At 35.6% G+C, this 16,832-nt stretch carries 14 protein-coding genes; 6 read left to right on the top strand and 8 right to left on the bottom strand.

The window, feature by feature from the left end; translation table 11 throughout:
* Positions 1-306 precede the first annotated feature (306 nt).
* Complete coding sequence (locus M1V25_RS02895) at positions 307-1,428, top strand: NlpC/P60 family protein (RefSeq protein ID WP_116963931.1); 1,122 nt, start codon at positions 307-309, stop codon at positions 1,426-1,428.
* 196 nt (positions 1,429-1,624) lie between these two features.
* Complete coding sequence (locus tag M1V25_RS02900; RefSeq protein WP_498842382.1) at positions 1,625-2,401, top strand: sulfite exporter TauE/SafE family protein; 777 nt, start codon at positions 1,625-1,627, stop codon at positions 2,399-2,401.
* Positions 2,402-2,461: 60 nt separating this feature from the next.
* Here M1V25_RS02900 and M1V25_RS02905 read toward each other — a convergent pair whose 3' ends face one another.
* Positions 2,462-3,190 carry a glutathione peroxidase gene (locus tag M1V25_RS02905; RefSeq protein WP_116963933.1) on the bottom strand — a complete coding sequence of 243 codons (729 nt, stop codon included), beginning with the start codon at positions 3,188-3,190 and terminating at the stop codon, positions 2,462-2,464.
* Between the two features lie 205 nt (positions 3,191-3,395).
* Here M1V25_RS02905 and M1V25_RS02910 point away from each other — a divergent pair, with 205 nt between their 5' ends.
* Together M1V25_RS02910 and M1V25_RS02915 are read left to right on the top strand one after the other, a co-directional pair.
* Positions 3,396-5,540, top strand: a complete 2,145-nt coding sequence (locus M1V25_RS02910) for an anthranilate synthase component I (protein WP_498842383.1) — start codon at positions 3,396-3,398, stop codon at positions 5,538-5,540.
* A 13-nt stretch (positions 5,541-5,553) separates the two neighbouring features.
* Positions 5,554-6,639 carry a carbohydrate kinase family protein gene (locus M1V25_RS02915; RefSeq protein ID WP_498842384.1) on the top strand — a complete coding sequence of 362 codons (1,086 nt, stop codon included), beginning with the start codon at positions 5,554-5,556 and terminating at the stop codon, positions 6,637-6,639.
* 1 nt (position 6,640) lies between these two features.
* Here the strand turns inward: M1V25_RS02915 and prfC are convergent, their stop codons facing one another.
* The 4 genes from prfC to purF form a co-directional block, all read right to left on the bottom strand.
* Complete coding sequence (gene prfC / locus M1V25_RS02920; protein ID WP_116963936.1) at positions 6,641-8,221, bottom strand: peptide chain release factor 3; 1,581 nt, start codon at positions 8,219-8,221, stop codon at positions 6,641-6,643.
* A 203-nt stretch (positions 8,222-8,424) separates the two neighbouring features.
* Positions 8,425-8,628 (bottom strand): hypothetical protein, encoded by a 204-nt coding sequence (locus M1V25_RS02925; RefSeq protein ID WP_498842385.1) that lies wholly within the window; start codon positions 8,626-8,628, stop codon positions 8,425-8,427.
* A 78-nt stretch (positions 8,629-8,706) separates the two neighbouring features.
* Positions 8,707-9,312: a MiaE family protein gene (locus M1V25_RS02930; protein ID WP_116963938.1), complete on the bottom strand. Its 606-nt coding sequence runs from the start codon at positions 9,310-9,312 to the stop codon at positions 8,707-8,709.
* Positions 9,313-9,315: 3 nt separating this feature from the next.
* Positions 9,316-10,827 (bottom strand): amidophosphoribosyltransferase, encoded by a 1,512-nt coding sequence (purF, locus tag M1V25_RS02935; RefSeq protein ID WP_498842386.1) that lies wholly within the window; start codon positions 10,825-10,827, stop codon positions 9,316-9,318.
* A 320-nt stretch (positions 10,828-11,147) separates the two neighbouring features.
* Here purF and M1V25_RS02940 point away from each other — a divergent pair, with 320 nt between their 5' ends.
* Positions 11,148-11,792, top strand: coding sequence for an outer membrane beta-barrel protein (locus M1V25_RS02940; RefSeq protein ID WP_498842387.1), 645 nt, complete (start codon positions 11,148-11,150; stop codon positions 11,790-11,792).
* 178 nt (positions 11,793-11,970) lie between these two features.
* Complete coding sequence (gene glnE / locus M1V25_RS02945; RefSeq protein ID WP_498842388.1) at positions 11,971-14,700, top strand: bifunctional [glutamate--ammonia ligase]-adenylyl-L-tyrosine phosphorylase/[glutamate--ammonia-ligase] adenylyltransferase; 2,730 nt, start codon at positions 11,971-11,973, stop codon at positions 14,698-14,700.
* A gap of 58 nt (positions 14,701-14,758) precedes the next feature.
* Here glnE and bioD read toward each other — a convergent pair whose 3' ends face one another.
* From bioD to M1V25_RS02960, 3 genes are read right to left on the bottom strand one after another with little or no spacing between them, the layout of a single operon-like run.
* The gene (bioD, locus tag M1V25_RS02950; protein WP_157966604.1) at positions 14,759-15,415 is read right to left on the bottom strand and encodes a dethiobiotin synthase; all 657 of its coding nucleotides are present in this window, start codon (positions 15,413-15,415) and stop codon (positions 14,759-14,761) included.
* Positions 15,412-16,173 carry a methyltransferase domain-containing protein gene (locus M1V25_RS02955; RefSeq protein WP_157966605.1) on the bottom strand — a complete coding sequence of 254 codons (762 nt, stop codon included), beginning with the start codon at positions 16,171-16,173 and terminating at the stop codon, positions 15,412-15,414. The genes bioD and M1V25_RS02955 overlap by 4 nt, the downstream gene beginning before the upstream one ends.
* Complete coding sequence (locus M1V25_RS02960) at positions 16,166-16,831, bottom strand: hypothetical protein (RefSeq protein ID WP_498842389.1); 666 nt, start codon at positions 16,829-16,831, stop codon at positions 16,166-16,168. The genes M1V25_RS02955 and M1V25_RS02960 overlap by 8 nt, the downstream gene beginning before the upstream one ends.
* Position 16,832 lies beyond the last annotated feature (1 nt).

Raw genomic sequence — 16,832 nt, forward strand, 5'->3', positions numbered from 1 at the left:
TAGAGTAAAGGATTGCGGCTTGAAAGCCAAAGTCATTATTTTCTGCGTTTACTAAAAAAGAGCCAAGCAAATTTGTAACGATATGCTGACGAGGCAGACAACTTGAACAAAATTTATATTGCTGAAGGATAACTGATTTGATTTTGTACATCCATATACAGAATCTATTATGAGATCTTAACCACTATGACAAGATAGATACCATAATTAGATACAATTAGTTATAGAATGTTAATACAAAATATACTGCATTCTGCGTTATATTCCACGCTAGGTAATGGAATAGAGATTGATTATGAATATAAAATGAGATATAGATATCTATTTGCCACATTAGCCCTATCAATCTTGATATGTGTAAATAGTGTGCAAAACTCACCCTTGTCTGATTATACAGATCACCCAGTACTATCAAATGCACTTCGATTAAAGGAAATTGCAGATACCGAAAACCTGCATGATTTTAACTTCCTTAAGGATCTCTCAAAAGATTATGATTGCCATAATTACACTGTAGTACTAAAAACCATTGAAAAAATTAAAGCGGATAACTACTGGTTAAAACAAGTGTATCAACATGTTGATTTCCCTTATGAAAATATATCGTTGAAAGATATTAGAAAATATATTGGTTATGATAATTACAAAGGTATTTTTGATGATGCAATTGATCTTTTGAACTCTACTTGCACCAACGACAGCGTTTACAGCACCAACTTGCTGAAAACGTCACCTAAAGTTTTTCTGGTAAGCAAAGTCACCATGATTTATATGGTCTTTGAATTGTCTGAAAATATCTCAGATATCTTTCAATCCTTAAACTTGTCCTACCCTATTACGATTAAATCTAATGCTTTAAAAAAATTATTACATCCAGTTGCACTTTACGATCACAAAAAACACCAATTTAACCTTCTTAATAGTGGCTATGTCTGGGGAGGTAATTTCAAGGATGAAAATAATTTCAAAGGAACAGATTGTTCTGGTTTTGTTCAATATAGTACACAAAGCCAAGTTAATCGCATGATAACAAAAATGCTCGAACTATCATGGAAAAAACAAGTTTACGGTCTAAACGTTGATGAAAAAATACAATACACTCAACTACAAAGCTGGTCAAATGTAGATATTTTAGATCAGGAGCTTGAAGCGAAAAATATCACTGAAAACACATTTGCCTCCGAGATTAAGTTAGGTGATTTGATTGCCATTCCTGGGCATGTCATGATTGCTATGGATTATCCTGTTAGTGCCAACAATACACTGTCAATTATTCATTGTACGCGCAAAGAAGACGACAGCCAAAATGGTATTAACATTGCTGAGTGGAGCTGGTCACACGGCAATGATAACGTGTGGATATTGCGTCCACGCATCAATACAAATGCTAGTATAATTAACTCTAACTCCACCAAGACAGAATTATGATAGGAGAGTTAAACCATAGATTAATGAGGTTAATAAGAGAAACAATGAATTGATTGTATTATAAACATTTAAACTGAGTTGACGTTAAGTAAAAATTTTTTAAAAAAACAAACTTTAGAATCGTGTAGTTAAGTATCATTTTATATTTATATTTTATATAATTGCACCCTCTTTTATCACCTGAGTATAGGGCAAAATGTTAATCATCTGCGCAATTATTATGGGCTTTTTGGCAAGCTGTTTATCTAGTATTTTTGGTGGTGGGTTTGGATTATTATCCGTCCCTGCTATTTTTTGGATGATAAATCATTTTTTCCCAGAGACACCACATGTCATGCAAATGACAATTGCAACTGGCACGTTATGTGCTATCCCATTGGGTGTAATTGCAACTTACAAGCAAATTAGATATAAAAATTTTGATTTAAAACTATACAAAAGCATTATCATCGTTATGACGATTGGTGCACTTATTGGTGCTTATCTTGCAACTATTATTGATAGTCACTCTCTAAAATACATTTTTGGTATCATCGTGTTACTTACCGCAATTTGGCTATTAATATTCAAAGCATCTAAACCCAGAAAAAAAACTATTTCCAAACCGTTATTTAAAAGCTTATCGAGTATAGTAGGTGGAATTTCAACGCTCACAGGAGTATCAGTTTTCAGTGTTCCTTTTTTTATTCTCTGCGGCATTGAAATCAAAAAAGCAATTGGCACATCAACTGCAATTGTTTTTACCTATACTACTATTGCAGGAATGTGGATGATATGCTTAGGAATACCTGTTATGGGTATCAATTGGCATAACCTTGGTTACGCCAACTTACCGATTTTTTTCTCGGCATTCATTCCTTGTATCTTAGGTGGCTTAGTAGGTGCTAAATTGGTACATGTTTTACCAAGTCATTTTTTGAAAAGGATTTTTATTGTAATGATGTTTATTGTCTCTATTTTAATGCTGTTATAAAACATATCCATCACAAACCATTTTGTGATCGGCATAAACTAATCTCAATGGGCTATGATTTTATTTAAAATATGCTTCTAATTGATCTGCTCCACCAATATGCTGACCATCAATATAAATTTGAGGCACCGTCTGCTTGCCTGTGACTGCTCTTAATGAGCGAACAGACGCACTCTCACCAAGAACGATTTCTTCAAACAACATACCTTTTTCAGTCAATAATTTTTTTGCTCTAGCACAGTGTGGGCAGCCAGGTTTTGTAAAAATAGTTACTTCTTTTGGCAAGCTTTCATTAGGTGAAATGTATTTTAACATTGTATCAGCATCCGAAACTTCAAATGGATCGCCTGGCTTACTTGGTTCAATAAACATCTTATTGATTACCCCATTTTTTACTAGCATAGAATATCTCCATGAGCGTTTACCAAAGCCCAAATCATGCTTATCTACCAACAAACCCATCTTTTCAGTGAACTCCCCATTTCCATCTGGAATAAAGCGGATATTTTCTGCTTTTTGATCTTTTTTCCACGCATTCATAACAAAGGTGTCATTAACAGACAGACACACAATTGCATCTACACCATGTTTTTTAAAAAGTGGGAATAACTCGTTGTAACGCGGCACATGCGAAGATGAGCAAGTAGGTGTAAAAGCACCTGGCAATGAAAACACAATAACGTTTTTACCTCTGAAAAGATCATCTGTTGTTACATCCTGCCACTTGCCATCTTGAATTGTTTTAAAGGTAACGTTTGGCACAGGCTGTGATTCTAAATTTTTAAACATCATATTTCTCCTTGCGTTTTGTTGATTGTGAGTCTTTTGACTTGGGTTACTATATCACTTGATTGCTACAACTTTAAATATATCATTCATTTATTTTTAATAAACTTTTCTTATAAATAGAACGCTATAACTTACTCGACAGGATAAAGATAGCGCTGTATTCTTGCACTACTACAAGAATATAGAAACAACTAAGGAATAAAGAATGAATCATCAACATTTTACAACCATTCATGGTATAAGCGTTCACTATAACAAAAAAATGCTTAATTTCGATAACTTAGACCATATCACCTCTGCACTTGATAACCACAAAGGGATGATGCTGTCATCTGGTATCGAGTATCCAGGGCGTTATAATCGTTGGGAACTAGGATTTATCAATCCACCTGTTGAAATTATTGCTTACCAAGACGAGGTTAAGTTTAAGGCACTTAATCCACGAGGGGAAATCATTCTTAAAATTCTTTTACCTATTTTCGACGCTCATACAGAACTCTCTATTACAACTCTCAGTCATTCTGAATTTCATTTACACATTCATTTTAGCAAAAAAATTTTCAGTGAAGAGCAAAGAAGTCAACAACCTTCGGTTGCCACTCCTTTGCGCATTATAAATGAAGAATTTCGACAGTTAAAAGATAATATGCTTGGTCTTTTTGGCGCATTTGCTTATGATCTTATTTTCGCATTTGAGTCATCCAAACTTAACCATATGCGTGATCAAAACAATAAGCTTTATCACCTGTTTTTTGCAGATCATGTTTATGTTATCGATAAACAAAAAGAGCTTAGTTTTGAGCTTAAGCTTGAATTATCAAATAATGAGCTTAATACGCAAAGTCAATCCACTACATCTTTTAATACACTGACAAGTGACAAAGGAAAATTTAAATCCCTTTCTACCATTGAAACTTCTTTAACGGATGATGAATATGTCAACCTTGTCAAATTGGCTAAAGAAGAAATGAGAAAAGGAAATATATTTGAAATCGTTTATAGCCGATTATTTAGTGCTAAAGTGTCTGGTTCTGCAGCGAATTTATATCAGACTTTAAAAACGATGAATCCAAGCCCTTATGAATTTTATTGCCAATTAGGTGATGAACAAATTATTGGGACTTCCCCTGAAATGTTTGTACGTTGTGAAGGCAAAGAAATTGAATCTTGCCCAATTTCAGGCACCATTCGCCGTGGCAACAATGCTATGGAAGATGAGCTTAAAATTCGTGAACTACTTAATTCATACAAAGATGAAGTCGAACTTACCATGTGTACCGATGTTGATAGAAATGACAAAGCGCGTATTTGTGAAGCTGATAGTATCAAGCTTATTTCTAGGCGGACTATTGAACGCTATGTTGGACTCTTTCATACTGTTGATCATGTAAAAGGTAAGCTTAGAGATGGATATAATGGTTTAGATGCTTTTTTAAGCCACATGTGGGCAGTCACTTTAACAGGCTCCCCTAAAAAGCGTGCGGTTGAACTGATTGAAAAAAATGAAGTCCAAACACGAAATTGGTACGGTGGTGCAATTGGTTGCTTAGGCTTTAATGGTGATATGAACTCAACCATCACCATCCGAACGGTACATTTAAAAAATAACCACGCCTATTATCAATCAGGTGCAACACTTGTATGGGATTCCAAACCACAAGAAGAAGCACTTGAGACAATTATCAAAGCCACTACTTTTTATAAGGGATTGGGGCAATTTAATCCTACAACAAAAGCTAAAGCTTGGATACCACAATGCTTTGATCATGTTAATGCAATTATGATCGACCACGAAGATTCATTCGTCCATACTCTAGCTAGCTATTTTAGAAAATTAGGGGTTAAACTTGAAACCTTCCGTACAGGCACAATTAGCACTCAAGCAATTATCGATAAAAAACCTGACCTTATCATTTACTCCCCAGGTCCTGGCACTCCTTCTGACTTTGCTTTGCCACAAATGATTCAAGAAATTACCAAAGCAAGTATTCCACAATTTGGAGTATGCTTAGGTTTACAAGGTATGTTTGAAGCATTTGGTGGCAAACTTAAGCTGCTGAGTAATCCCATGCACGGCAAAACTTGGAAGCTTAAGCATAAAGGAAAGCTGTTTGATAACATTGACCAAGGTTGTGTTGTTGCCGCCTATCATTCGATTATCGCTGATCCTACTTCCTTACCCAAAACCTTAAAAGTTACTTCCACGAATGAACATGGTGATATCATGTCCATAGAACATAACGAAAAACCTGCTATTGCTGTGCAATTTCACCCTGAGTCCATTTTAACATTACACGATGACACTGGCTTGAAATTAGTGCACAATGCTTTGCTAAGCTTGTGTCAATAAAAGGTTTATCGATATGAAGGTATTAACAATAGGTGGCGCCACACTAGATACGATTATCGAATATGAACAAATGGAAACGATGGAAATTCAAAAACCACATACTAAACAATCATATTTGCTTTTAGAAGAGGGCGCTAAAATTGAAGTCACTAATCAGAAATGTTTTAGTGGTGGAGGCGCAACCAATGCAGCAGTTTCCTTACAAAAGCTTGGTTTTAATGTACGCTTTTTTGGTAAAGTAGGTAAAGACAATATTGGTCAGTCACTGCTGCAAGAATTACAAAATCAAGGTGTAGATATCTCAATAGTACGCTTTTCTAGCCACTATGGGACTGCTACTTCATATGTTGTTCCCTCTTTAAAGGGAGATAGAACCATTTTTGCTTATCGTGGTGCTAATCGCGATTTACTTACTGAAGACTTACCAGTTGATGCTATTAAACAAGCTGACTTTGTTTATGTGACCTCTTTAAGCAAATCGTCAGCATCCCAGTTACCCCAGATCGTCAAGCTTGCACAACGTTATGATACCAAGGTTGCCATTAACCCAGGCTATAGCCAACTAGAAGTTGGTAGTAGCTTTATTTTAGAAGCAATAAGTGGCATTGACATCCTCATCATGAACTACCAAGAAGCACAAAAACTTATGAGTTCTCTTTTAAGCTGTGAAGAAGCTCCACAATCTGAAGAAAGCCTTGATCACCATCAAAACTTACTTGAAACCCAACCAATTTACCAAGATAGTTTTTTCTCACTCAAAAGCTTCTTCCAAAAAGCATTAAGCCTTGGTCCAAAAATTGTAGTAGTTACTAATGGTTGTGAGGGTGTTTACGTTGCAACTGAAAAGAAAATGTACTTTCATCCAGCACTTAAAGTAGACAATATCATCAATACATTAGGTGCTGGAGATGCCTTTGGTTCAAGCTTCTGTGGTGCAATTTATGCTGGAGAAAGCATTCATACAGCGATCTGTTATGGACTTGTCAACAGCGCTTCTGTTATTCAATATCACGATGCCAAAACCGGGTTGCTTGATAAAGCTGAAATCACTAAACGAATTATAAATATTCCCAATCAACTGGGTATTGTTGAATGGTAAATCAGTGCTCTCTCGTAGCTAAGAATCGAATATCAGAATTACGCTCTTGTGCCATTTGTAAGTTAACACGTGTCGTAGCCAAATAAGTTAAATGATTACCACCATCTAGTGCTAGATTATCAGTATATTTATTTTTAAACTGTTCAAGCTTTTTCTTATCACTGCATTCAATCCAACGTGAAGCAATAACATTGACCTGTTCATAACTACACTTCACACCATATTCATGTTCAAGCCTATGTGCAACTACATCAAACTGCAATACTCCTATTGCACCCAAAATAAGATCATTATTGTTAAGTGGTCTAAACACTTGTGTGGCTCCCTCTTCTGATAACTGAATCAATCCTTTTAATAAGGCTTTCATTTTCAGTGGGTCATTTAAACGTACTCGGCGAAAAAGTTCAGGCGCAAAGTTTGGAATACCTGTGTATTTCATCATTTCACCTTGGGTGAAGGTATCTCCTATTTGAATTGTGCCATGATTATGTAGACCAATGATATCGCCAGGATAAGCTTCATCTAAGGTCTCACGCTCTCCTGCAACAAAAGTCAGGGCATTTGAAATTTGTACTTGTTTATTTAAACGCACATGTTGTAACTTCATGCCTTTTTTATACATTCCTGAGCAAATTCTAAAAAAAGCAATTCGATCACGGTGTTGTGGATCCATATTGGCTTGAATTTTAAATACAAAACCAGTTAGAGGTTCTTCGTTAGCATGAACTTCACGTATATCCGTCATTCGAGGGGTCGGCGAAGGCGCGAACTTAGTAAACATATCTAACATTTCTTTCACACCAAAATTAGCCAACGCTGTCCCAAAAAAAACTGGGGTTAATTCACCTTTTCGATATTTTTCTAAATCGAATTCGTGACTGGCCCCCTTAACAAGCGCAACCTCTTCTCTTAACTCTTCAGCAAAATAGCCTATTGTTTCATCCAACTCTGGGTTTTCTAACCCTTTTATGATCCTATAGTTATAGATATGGTGACCATGCCCTGCCTCAAATAAGATCACTTCATCTTTATATAGGTGATACACGCCTTTAAATGCCTTGCCTGAAGCAATAGGCCAAGTCATAGGAGCACATTGGATCTTAAGCACATCTTCTACCTCATCCATAAGCTCCATAGGATCACGCGTATCACGATCAAACTTATTGATAAACGTTAAAATAGGGGTTGTGCGTAAGCGACAAACTTCCATAAGTTTAATCGTACGCTCTTCTACCCCTTTAACACCATCAATTACCATTAAAGCAGAATCAACTGCAGTAAGCGTGCGATAAGTATCTTCTGAGAAATCTTCATGGCCTGGTGTATCTAAAAGATTAACAATACAATGATTATAAGGAAACTGCATTACAGATGTGGTAACAGAAATACCTCGTTGCTTTTCTAACTCCATCCAATCGGACGTTGCATGACGCCCTGATTTTTTACCTTTCACTGTTCCTGCTAACTGAATTAAGTTTCCAAATAATAACATTTTTTCTGTTAAAGTTGTTTTACCCGCATCTGGATGCGAGATAATCGCAAATGTGCGACGCTTATTAAGCGCCTGTAAAAACTCAGACATAGTCAGTTCCTATATATTAAATAAATTAACCCTTGCTTTACTTATACCCATTACAAACCATTTTACAGCTTTGTTTGCGTTGTATTTTCAATGGATATAGCACGCGTACTAGTTTATGCAGGTGCAAAGCGTACTCATTTTAACTAAAAATGTAAAAACTTAAATGAAAATAGATTACAACCTACGTCCTATTCCAGCTAACCTCATTGTGGTGAATGCTCAATGATTTTATCAACATCAGCAAAACTAATTTTTTTCACGCCAAATGGCATTTCTAGCATCACGTATTCAAAAGAGATATGTTTAAGCACACCAACATAAGAGACATTGTGAGATTTAACCGTCGCAATGCTTTGCTTATTATACATACTAAACAACCATCGTTTTGTTTTTTCTGTTATTTGCATGATTGCCTACCTCTCCAATTTTGTAGAGTTAATAATAGAAAGGAAAATCACAAAACACAATAATCAAAATGGTCAATATTATGCTCCACTGTGAAAGCGAAAATTATCGTCAGGCGCTTCAATCAACTCTTTTTCTATTTGTGCAAAACGCTTAATGTGCTTATTAATATCATCGCTGGCATAACCATGTGCAAAATTCAAATAAATTGTAAAGTGGCGCTGCTCTGAAGCAAGTAAACCCAGATAGAATTTTTGTAACTCATTATCTAAAAAAGGGGCGATTGCACCAAAGCGCTCACAAGACCTAGCTTCAATAAATGCCCCTACAATGAGTGTGTCAACTAAGCGTCCTTCTTCGGATGTCCGTACTTGTGTTTTTAGCGTTCTGACATAACGTGATTCACTTAGTAATCTATATTCGATCTTACGTTTTTTCAAAATATTCAGTACTTGCTCAAAATGCACAAGTTCTTCACGCGCAATCTTTGACATCCTTAGCAATAAATCAGGATGCTCTGTAGATTTTCGATACATAAAGCTTATCGCAGCCGATGCAGCTTTCTTTTCACAATGCGCATGATCTAAAAGCATAATATCCTGATGCTCAAGCGCCTTATTAATCCAAGTCTGAGGCGTTTTACACGGTAAAAATGTATTTATTGTACTTTGATCGTAATATCCCATAGCTTACTCTTGATTATGGATATCAACAGATCCCAATCGCCTTACTGTACTTGTATCCTGATTTTTTCGTTTATTCAATAAGCAAGCAAAATAAGCTTCATTAATACCTCCTGTAACGTAATTGCCATCAAAAACTGATGTATCAAAGTGCGTTAATTGTGGCGCATTTTTATTAACAGCTTGAATTAAATCATTAATACTTAAGTAAAATAAATGATCAACACCAATCCATTTTGCAATTTGATCAATACTACGATTATGTCCAACAAGCTCCTCGTGTGTTGGCATGTCAATACCATACACGTTTGGGTATCTCACAACAGGAGCCGTTGACACAATCGAAACTTTTCTTGCGCCTGCTTTTCTTGCCATTTCTACAATTAACTTTGAAGTATTACCACGCACAATTGAGTCATCGACCAAAAGCACATGTTTACCTTTAAATTCATGATCAATCGTATTGAGTTTTTTGCGAATCGATTTTTGCCGCGCAATTTGATTGGGCATAATAAATGTCCGTCCTACATAGCGATTTTTGACAAAGCCTTCACGATATGGCACATCTAATACACATGATAATGGCAGTGCCGCATGGCGTCCTGAATCAGGTACGGGAATTACCACGTCAATATCATGTTTAGATAACTCCCTTAAAATATTTGTTCCAGCAATTCTTCCCATTTCCAAACGTGCACTATAAACCGAAGCACCATCAATGACTGAATCAGGCCTTGCCAAATAAACATATTCAAATATACAAGGTGACAAACGAGCATTCATAGCACACACTTTACGCTCAAGTTGACCATCAAGATTGATAAAAATTGCTTCTCCTGCTTTTAAGTCGCCCATCACCTCATAACCATCACAGTCAAGCGCAACGGTTTCAGAAGCCACCATATACTCAATTACACCATTGATTTCTTTTTTGCCTAACACTAACGGTCGAATACCATGAGGATCACGAAAGGCAAATAAACCAGCTCCAGCGATCACTCCCACCACTGCATAACCACCAATACAGCGCTGATAAACTCGACGCATGGCATTAAAGAAAATTTCCGTAGAAAAATTAGTCAAGGAAACTTTCGCTTTATGTAATTCTGCTGCAAGCACATTTAACAAAAGTTCTGAATCAGAGCTGGTATTAATATGACGAAAATCATGTTCTAATAAGTTTTTACGAATCTCATCCGTATTAATTAGATTACCATTATGCGCAAGTGCAATACCATAAGGTGAATTCACATAAAAAGGTTGTGCCTCAAACTCACTATCTGAGCCTGCTGTTGGATAGCGCACATGCCCAATACCTAAGTTACCCTGTAAGCGCTCCATATGTCTTGTACGAATTGCCTCAACCACCAAACCTTTGTCCTTACGTAAGGACATGTGATAACCATCACATGTCAAAATACCAGCGGCATCTTGGCCACGATGCTGCAACATAGTTAATGCGTCAAAGATTTTTTGGTTTACGGCTTCTTTACCAAGGATACCCACCACACCACACATAAAAATTTTATTCCAATTAGCTATTTAAAAGCATGGTTATTTTAACAAAAAAATTATTCATTTGGTGGTTTTTATGTATCAGTTTCATAACATTATTGATTTACTTCCAATAAAATCTTTAAGAAAAAATTAAAACTACTATTACTGTCTAATTTGCACGCAGAAGTTACAAAAAGGCAAAAAATTAACTTTTTTGTGTTTTTTTTCAAAAAAAAACAATGATCAAACTTGCTTTTCTACCCCGATTTCATTAGGCTTTGGCTGGTAATTGCGTTTAAGTTACTTTTGAAGCTTTTTCAAACAAAAACAGGAGAGTATATATGAAGAAAATAATCGCAACAAGCATCGTAGCTGCGGCACTTATCAGTGGTTCTGCATTTGCAGCCAATGCTCAAACAGGTATGGTTATGGGTGGTAACCTTGGTTACACAATGCCATCTGGTGATTTTAAAAATATAGGTAATAATCAAAATTATTTTGGTCCAAACTCTGGCGCTAATAATAAAAACGGTAATATTGCTGGTGGTTTATTTGCTGGCTTTGATTATGCTATTAGCCCAATGTTTAGCCTTGGTGCTGAAGTTGGTGTGCAATATGCTAATCAATTTGCTAAATACTCACTAGCTAATGTAAGCGGAAAAGCTAATTTATTAAGTATTCCGTTATTCTTAGTTGGTAAATTCTATATTCCAGGAGTAGATGGACTAAATGTATTTGGTAAAGCTGGCTATGCTTATAATCAGCTTGGCGTAAAAGTAGAAGCCGCAGGCGTTAAAACAACTATAAATGACAATCGTTTTGATCCAGTGGTTGCTGCTGGTGTTGGTTATAAAATTGGTCAAGCTAATATCTTTGCTCAATACCAATACAACTGGCTAAAATACCAACAAGATTCCGCCGCACCAAAATTAAAAGGTGGTCTCAGCACTATTTCTCTAGGATTATCGTACACTCTTCCTATGTAATTTTTTTACATACTAGTTTCTTATTTTTTGTCAGGCGCCTTGTGCGCCTGATTTGTTTATTAATCCGCTTTAGTGTTTTTCTATCTTGGTCTTACCAATACATGTACAACTAAAAATATTGCCTATCAGCATAGCTAAAGGGTACTATTTCACTATAAAAAATATAAATCAAATCTAAATGCAACTGACTGAATTTTGCGAATTTTTTCACCTAAACTCACTTGATAAGACTTTAATCAAACAACTTTTTGTGAGCTTTGAAACGAGTACTTTCTTGGCACGGATAGTGAACCAACATCCTGAGCTTTTAAAAAATATCAATTGGTATGCTAAAGAACAGATTACTGACATTAATCAACAAGTTAAAGTATTATTTAGCACCTATCAAAGTGATTTATACGAACTTGGCAAAGCGCTTCGCATTTTTAGACAGAAGCTATACGCTAAAATAATTTTTCAACATCAACACAAGCTTGCTCATTTTGAATATATTGCCGAAATCATTTCTTTTACCGCTAAAGTTATTTTGTTGTATGCACAGCAATATTTGTTACAAACCTTAGCGATTAAACACAAACTTAAAACAACACCTCCTGACCTTGCTATTATTGCTATGGGGAAATTAGGAGGCAATGAGCTGAATTTTTCATCTGACATCGATTTAGTATTTGTTTATCCTAATAATATAAGTTTGATACGTGAATCTGATAGCGAATATAGCCCCCTGCGCTTTTATACCGAGCTTAGCCAAAAGCTTATTACACTTATTAATGAAGTTAGTGTTGATGGTTTTGTCTATCGCGTAGATATGCGCTTACGTCCATTTGGAGACGGTTCACCTTTAGCATCTGATTTTGATAGTTTCAAGCAATATCTTATTCATCACGCACGTGATTGGGAGCGTTATGCTTATATCAAATCAGATATCATCTACCCTAAAGAGCCATTTAAATCAAGGCTTACTTATGAAATTACTCAATTTGTCTATCGCCATTATCACGACTATCGGATGCTTGACTCAATTAGAGAAATGAAACATAAAATTTTAACCGAAATGAAACAAAGTACACTCTCTAACAACATCAAGCTTGGTCGAGGAGGAATTCGTGAAATTGAATTTATCTGTCAATGTTTTCAGCTCATTTATGGTGGTCAAAATAAAACCTTACAAACAAAATCTCTTTACCAGGCACTTATAAATCTTGGAAAAGCCAATATTATAACGCCTCAAGTTCAAGATACGCTCTATCGACACTATGTTTTCTTACGCAATACTGAAAACGGTCTACAGATGCTCGACGATCAACAAGTTCATACCTTGCCAACTTTACTTCAAGCTCAGCAAGCTATTGCTTCATTAAGCGGTTATACCGATTGGCAACCACTGTCTAACAAAATAGAGCACGTGCGTGCAGAAGTCAGTCAGCTATTTGACGACTTAACCAATTTTAATAAACCCCAAACTCCCTATTCTACTAAATCTTCTGAATTTAATTCTCCTGCCTTAAACCTCACTATAGATATGTTAAATCCTGGAAACACTCAATCACTCAAAGAAATTAACGTTTTTTTGGATCAGCATGATTTTAATATTAAAGTTAAACCTGCAATAAAAAACTTACTTTTATTAACCCTAAACGAATATCCAAATCTGTTAGCTTACCTTTTTTTGCTTTTACGTAACTTAGCAAAACGCCAAACTTATTTATTTCTACTTGCTGAGCGCCAAAAACAATACCGCGATTTTTTAGCGTTATTAAGCTATGGTCAAGGCATTATCGACATGCTGATTGAACATCCATTCTTATTAGAGCGCACACTAACACACAAGCACCATGATGAAGTTTATTTGGATATAGAAAGCTTACGCAATAAACTCAATATCCAATTACAGAACATTCATTTAAAAGATATTGAAGCATTTTTAGAATGCTTGCGCCGATTTAAAGTAGAACAGATTTTCAATATTATCGTTAGCGAATCACGTGGACATATCTCACTGATGGAGTCTAGCGATTTATTTAGCTATCTTGCCACGGTTATTATCGAAGCTGCACTTGATGGCGCTTGGCGCGAAGTATTTATGCATAGTGACATACCCTTTAATCTACAGCCACATTACAAGCATTCATTAGCTATTATCGCCTATGGTAAACTTGGAGGACTTGAGCTTAGCGTTGCTTCTGATCTAGATCTTGTATTTATTCATGACAAAATAGATGCTAGTCTCTCATCCCGAATTTTTGTTCGCGTCATCCAAAAATTTATTCATTTCATGCAAGTTAAAACCTATCACGGAGCACTTTATGAAGTGGACCTACGTTTGCGTCCTGATGGTGAAAATGGCTTTGTTGCAACTAGCATTCAAAGTTATGAACAATATCTCAAAAACTCTGCCTGGACTTGGGAGCATCAAGCTTTGACACGTGCTCGTTTTATTTGTGGTGACATCGTCATCCAAAAAAAATTTGACATAATACGCACACAAACTATCTGTCAAAAACGCAACATTCAAAAACTCAAACAAGATATTATCAATATGCGCCATAAAATGCGTAAACACTTGTTGAAAGTTTCTGATAATCAATTTGACTTAAAACAAAGCACTGGTGGTATGATCGATATTGAATTTATTGCACAATTCTATGCACTTGCTTACAGTCACAAAATACCTCCTATTTGTTATTACAGTGATAGCATCCGCATTATTCAAACTATGGAAAGTGCACACATGATTTCATGGACAACTGCACAGACTTTAATTAATCACTATTGTTATTATCGCGATTTAGGATTTAAGTGCTATCTCAATAAAACCGATCCAATTGTTACAATTAAGTCTTGTCAAATACAGGCAAAGCAAATACACGCCATCTGGGATGAACTATTTATAACAGAAGCACTTTAATAAAGAAATCAATTTGCTTTGATCAAAAGATCAATTTTTAAGCTGTTACGACAGCTCCTTATTTTATGTGAAAATCAACCGTAAGAATTTTGGGCACACTTAGCATATAGGTTAAAGTGGCAATGTTCTCTTGTAACCTTGGCATATCCGCTTGAATACAATTAGCAACCCAGCCAATGCAATGAATTTCATTTTGGCGTAAATAATAGTCAGTTAATAAAGCATGATTTATACATCCAAGCTTCATTCCTACGACTAGTATTACAGGAATATTTAAAGCTTTTAAATAATCTGCCCAGGTTTGATTTAAGTTCAACGGTGTCAATAAACCGCCCACCCCTTCAATCAATAATAGGTCAGCATCAATTTGTCCAAATGCGTCGTAACTCTGCATCATCAATTTCTCAACACTAAGTTCATCGCTCACATCCTTGGCTGCAATATGTGGAGCAATTGGCGGCTTATACAAATTTGGATTAACTAATTCATAGTCATAAGATTTGGATGCTGTCTGTTGTAACAAAAGCGCATCCCCATTAACCCATTTTCCATCCTGCAAGAAAGCACCAGATGCGATAGGTTTTAATCCAGCAACATTTTTCCCCATCTGCTTTATTTGTGTCATTAAATGTATACTAACATAGGTCTTCCCCACCTCTGTATCTGTACCAATAACACCAATTTTGTTATAGGTTAGCAAAAGCTCTAAACTCATATTGTTCTCTTTTTCAATATATATAATCCCGTTAGATAAGTTAGCTGTGCACATTCATCTTGCTGTAAATAACATCGTAACTTAAGTGTTTCCACTTTAGAGTCTCCTAAATAACAATTCACACCTGTATACTTCAAATGCCTTAGTTGAGAAATACGATCATCAAAAGCAACAACGAATTTTTCACATTTTGCTGTTATTACAACCAAACCATTTTTTTGTAACATTTTAAGTACTTGTATATGGTTATAAAAATGATTAATGCGTACCACCTGTTCAAGCTCGTTAAATGTCCCTTTTAACGGAATAGAAAAGCAAAAATAACCATTGTCTTCCAACGTTTGTTGGATGCGATACAGCAGCAACGAGAACGCACATGACCATTGCAATGCCATATTACTATAAATTAAATGATATTTCTTGCCTGCTAGTTTCATCCACATCTCATCTAAATCAAAATTTGTGCAATAGAAGTTTAATCTATCAAAATTACGAGCATCCAACTTACTGATACACTTTGCCTCTGTAATTAGTTCAACTGCACAATCAATAGCATCGTAACGTTTACTATTTAGTATTTTGAAAAGCTTAAAACTATCTATGCCATTACCACAACCAAGCTCAAGCACAGAATGCGCATATTTCATATAATTGTACATCAGTTGCTGTAGTGTAAGTGTAACTTGTCTTTGCACGTTATCATGTTGTGGATAGCTTGATTTTGCAAGATTAAAACAATGACTTATTTCTTTATACAATGTAACGATCTCCACACACATAATGTAAAAGATCAAGGTGACTTGCACCTTTAATCATTACAACATCTAATTGCATCGCTAAGGTTTTAGAGTCGATAATAGCGTCTTTCTCAGCTAATAAAATCTTGTGTTGGTATTGTGCTACTATCAGCCGTATTTGCTCGATAGCGAAATCAAAACGAAACATCCATCTTAGATAATTAAGGTTACTTTTATAATTATCCTGAGTGAAATCTAAAGGAAAGTCGATCTGTTGTAATAAATTTGGAAAACAAATAAGTTTATTAAACTTATTTGCTAATGCAGTTTGATTTAACTGATACTGACGTATAAACGCTGCTTTTTTTGCATCCTCATGAAACTGCCAAACCAAGGGTAAGCCATAAAAATAAATTTTTTGTGGTTGAATTCTTTTCTTCATTAACAATTTTAATAGCCACAAACCACTATGCGACCACGCATGTATTACATGAGCACCTGCTAAACTCTCTTCTAATTTTGCTAACACCTCTTTTTCATCTCCCACATCAAAATCAGGCATGTTAATACACTGTGACTGAACTAATGTTGGATAAAAGTATTGCCATATGCTTGCGCTAAAGCCCCAACCAGGTAAGAAAACGTGTTTTTTATCGTTCATATATTTTTGTTTATCCAAA

Origin of the sequence: Candidatus Nebulibacter yamunensis (assembly GCF_024208055.1) — a bacterium.
GTDB classification, from domain to species: domain Bacteria; phylum Pseudomonadota; class Gammaproteobacteria; order Francisellales; family Francisellaceae; genus Caedibacter; species Caedibacter lacustris.

Bases quoted from the DNA above. Each gene is read 5' to 3' on its own strand.
- M1V25_RS02895 (WP_116963931.1), top strand. From the start codon at position 307: ATGAGATATAGATATCTATTTGCCACATTAGCCCTATCAATCTTGATA.
- M1V25_RS02910 (WP_498842383.1), top strand. From the start codon at position 3,396: ATGAATCATCAACATTTTACAACCATTCATGGTATAAGCGTTCACTAT.
- glnE (WP_498842388.1), top strand. From the start codon at position 11,971: ATGCAACTGACTGAATTTTGCGAATTTTTTCACCTAAACTCACTTGAT.
- purF (WP_498842386.1), bottom strand. From the start codon at position 10,827: ATGTGTGGTGTGGTGGGTATCCTTGGTAAAGAAGCCGTAAACCAAAAA.
- bioD (WP_157966604.1), bottom strand. From the start codon at position 15,415: ATGAGTTTAGAGCTTTTGCTAACCTATAACAAAATTGGTGTTATTGGT.
- M1V25_RS02905 (WP_116963933.1), bottom strand. From the start codon at position 3,190: ATGTTTAAAAATTTAGAATCACAGCCTGTGCCAAACGTTACCTTTAAA.
- M1V25_RS02930 (WP_116963938.1), bottom strand. From the start codon at position 9,312: ATGGGATATTACGATCAAAGTACAATAAATACATTTTTACCGTGTAAA.
- prfC (WP_116963936.1), bottom strand. From the start codon at position 8,221: ATGTCTGAGTTTTTACAGGCGCTTAATAAGCGTCGCACATTTGCGATT.
- M1V25_RS02925 (WP_498842385.1), bottom strand. From the start codon at position 8,628: ATGCAAATAACAGAAAAAACAAAACGATGGTTGTTTAGTATGTATAAT.
- M1V25_RS02915 (WP_498842384.1), top strand. From the start codon at position 5,554: ATGAAGGTATTAACAATAGGTGGCGCCACACTAGATACGATTATCGAA.
- M1V25_RS02940 (WP_498842387.1), top strand. From the start codon at position 11,148: ATGAAGAAAATAATCGCAACAAGCATCGTAGCTGCGGCACTTATCAGT.
- M1V25_RS02900 (WP_498842382.1), top strand. From the start codon at position 1,625: ATGTTAATCATCTGCGCAATTATTATGGGCTTTTTGGCAAGCTGTTTA.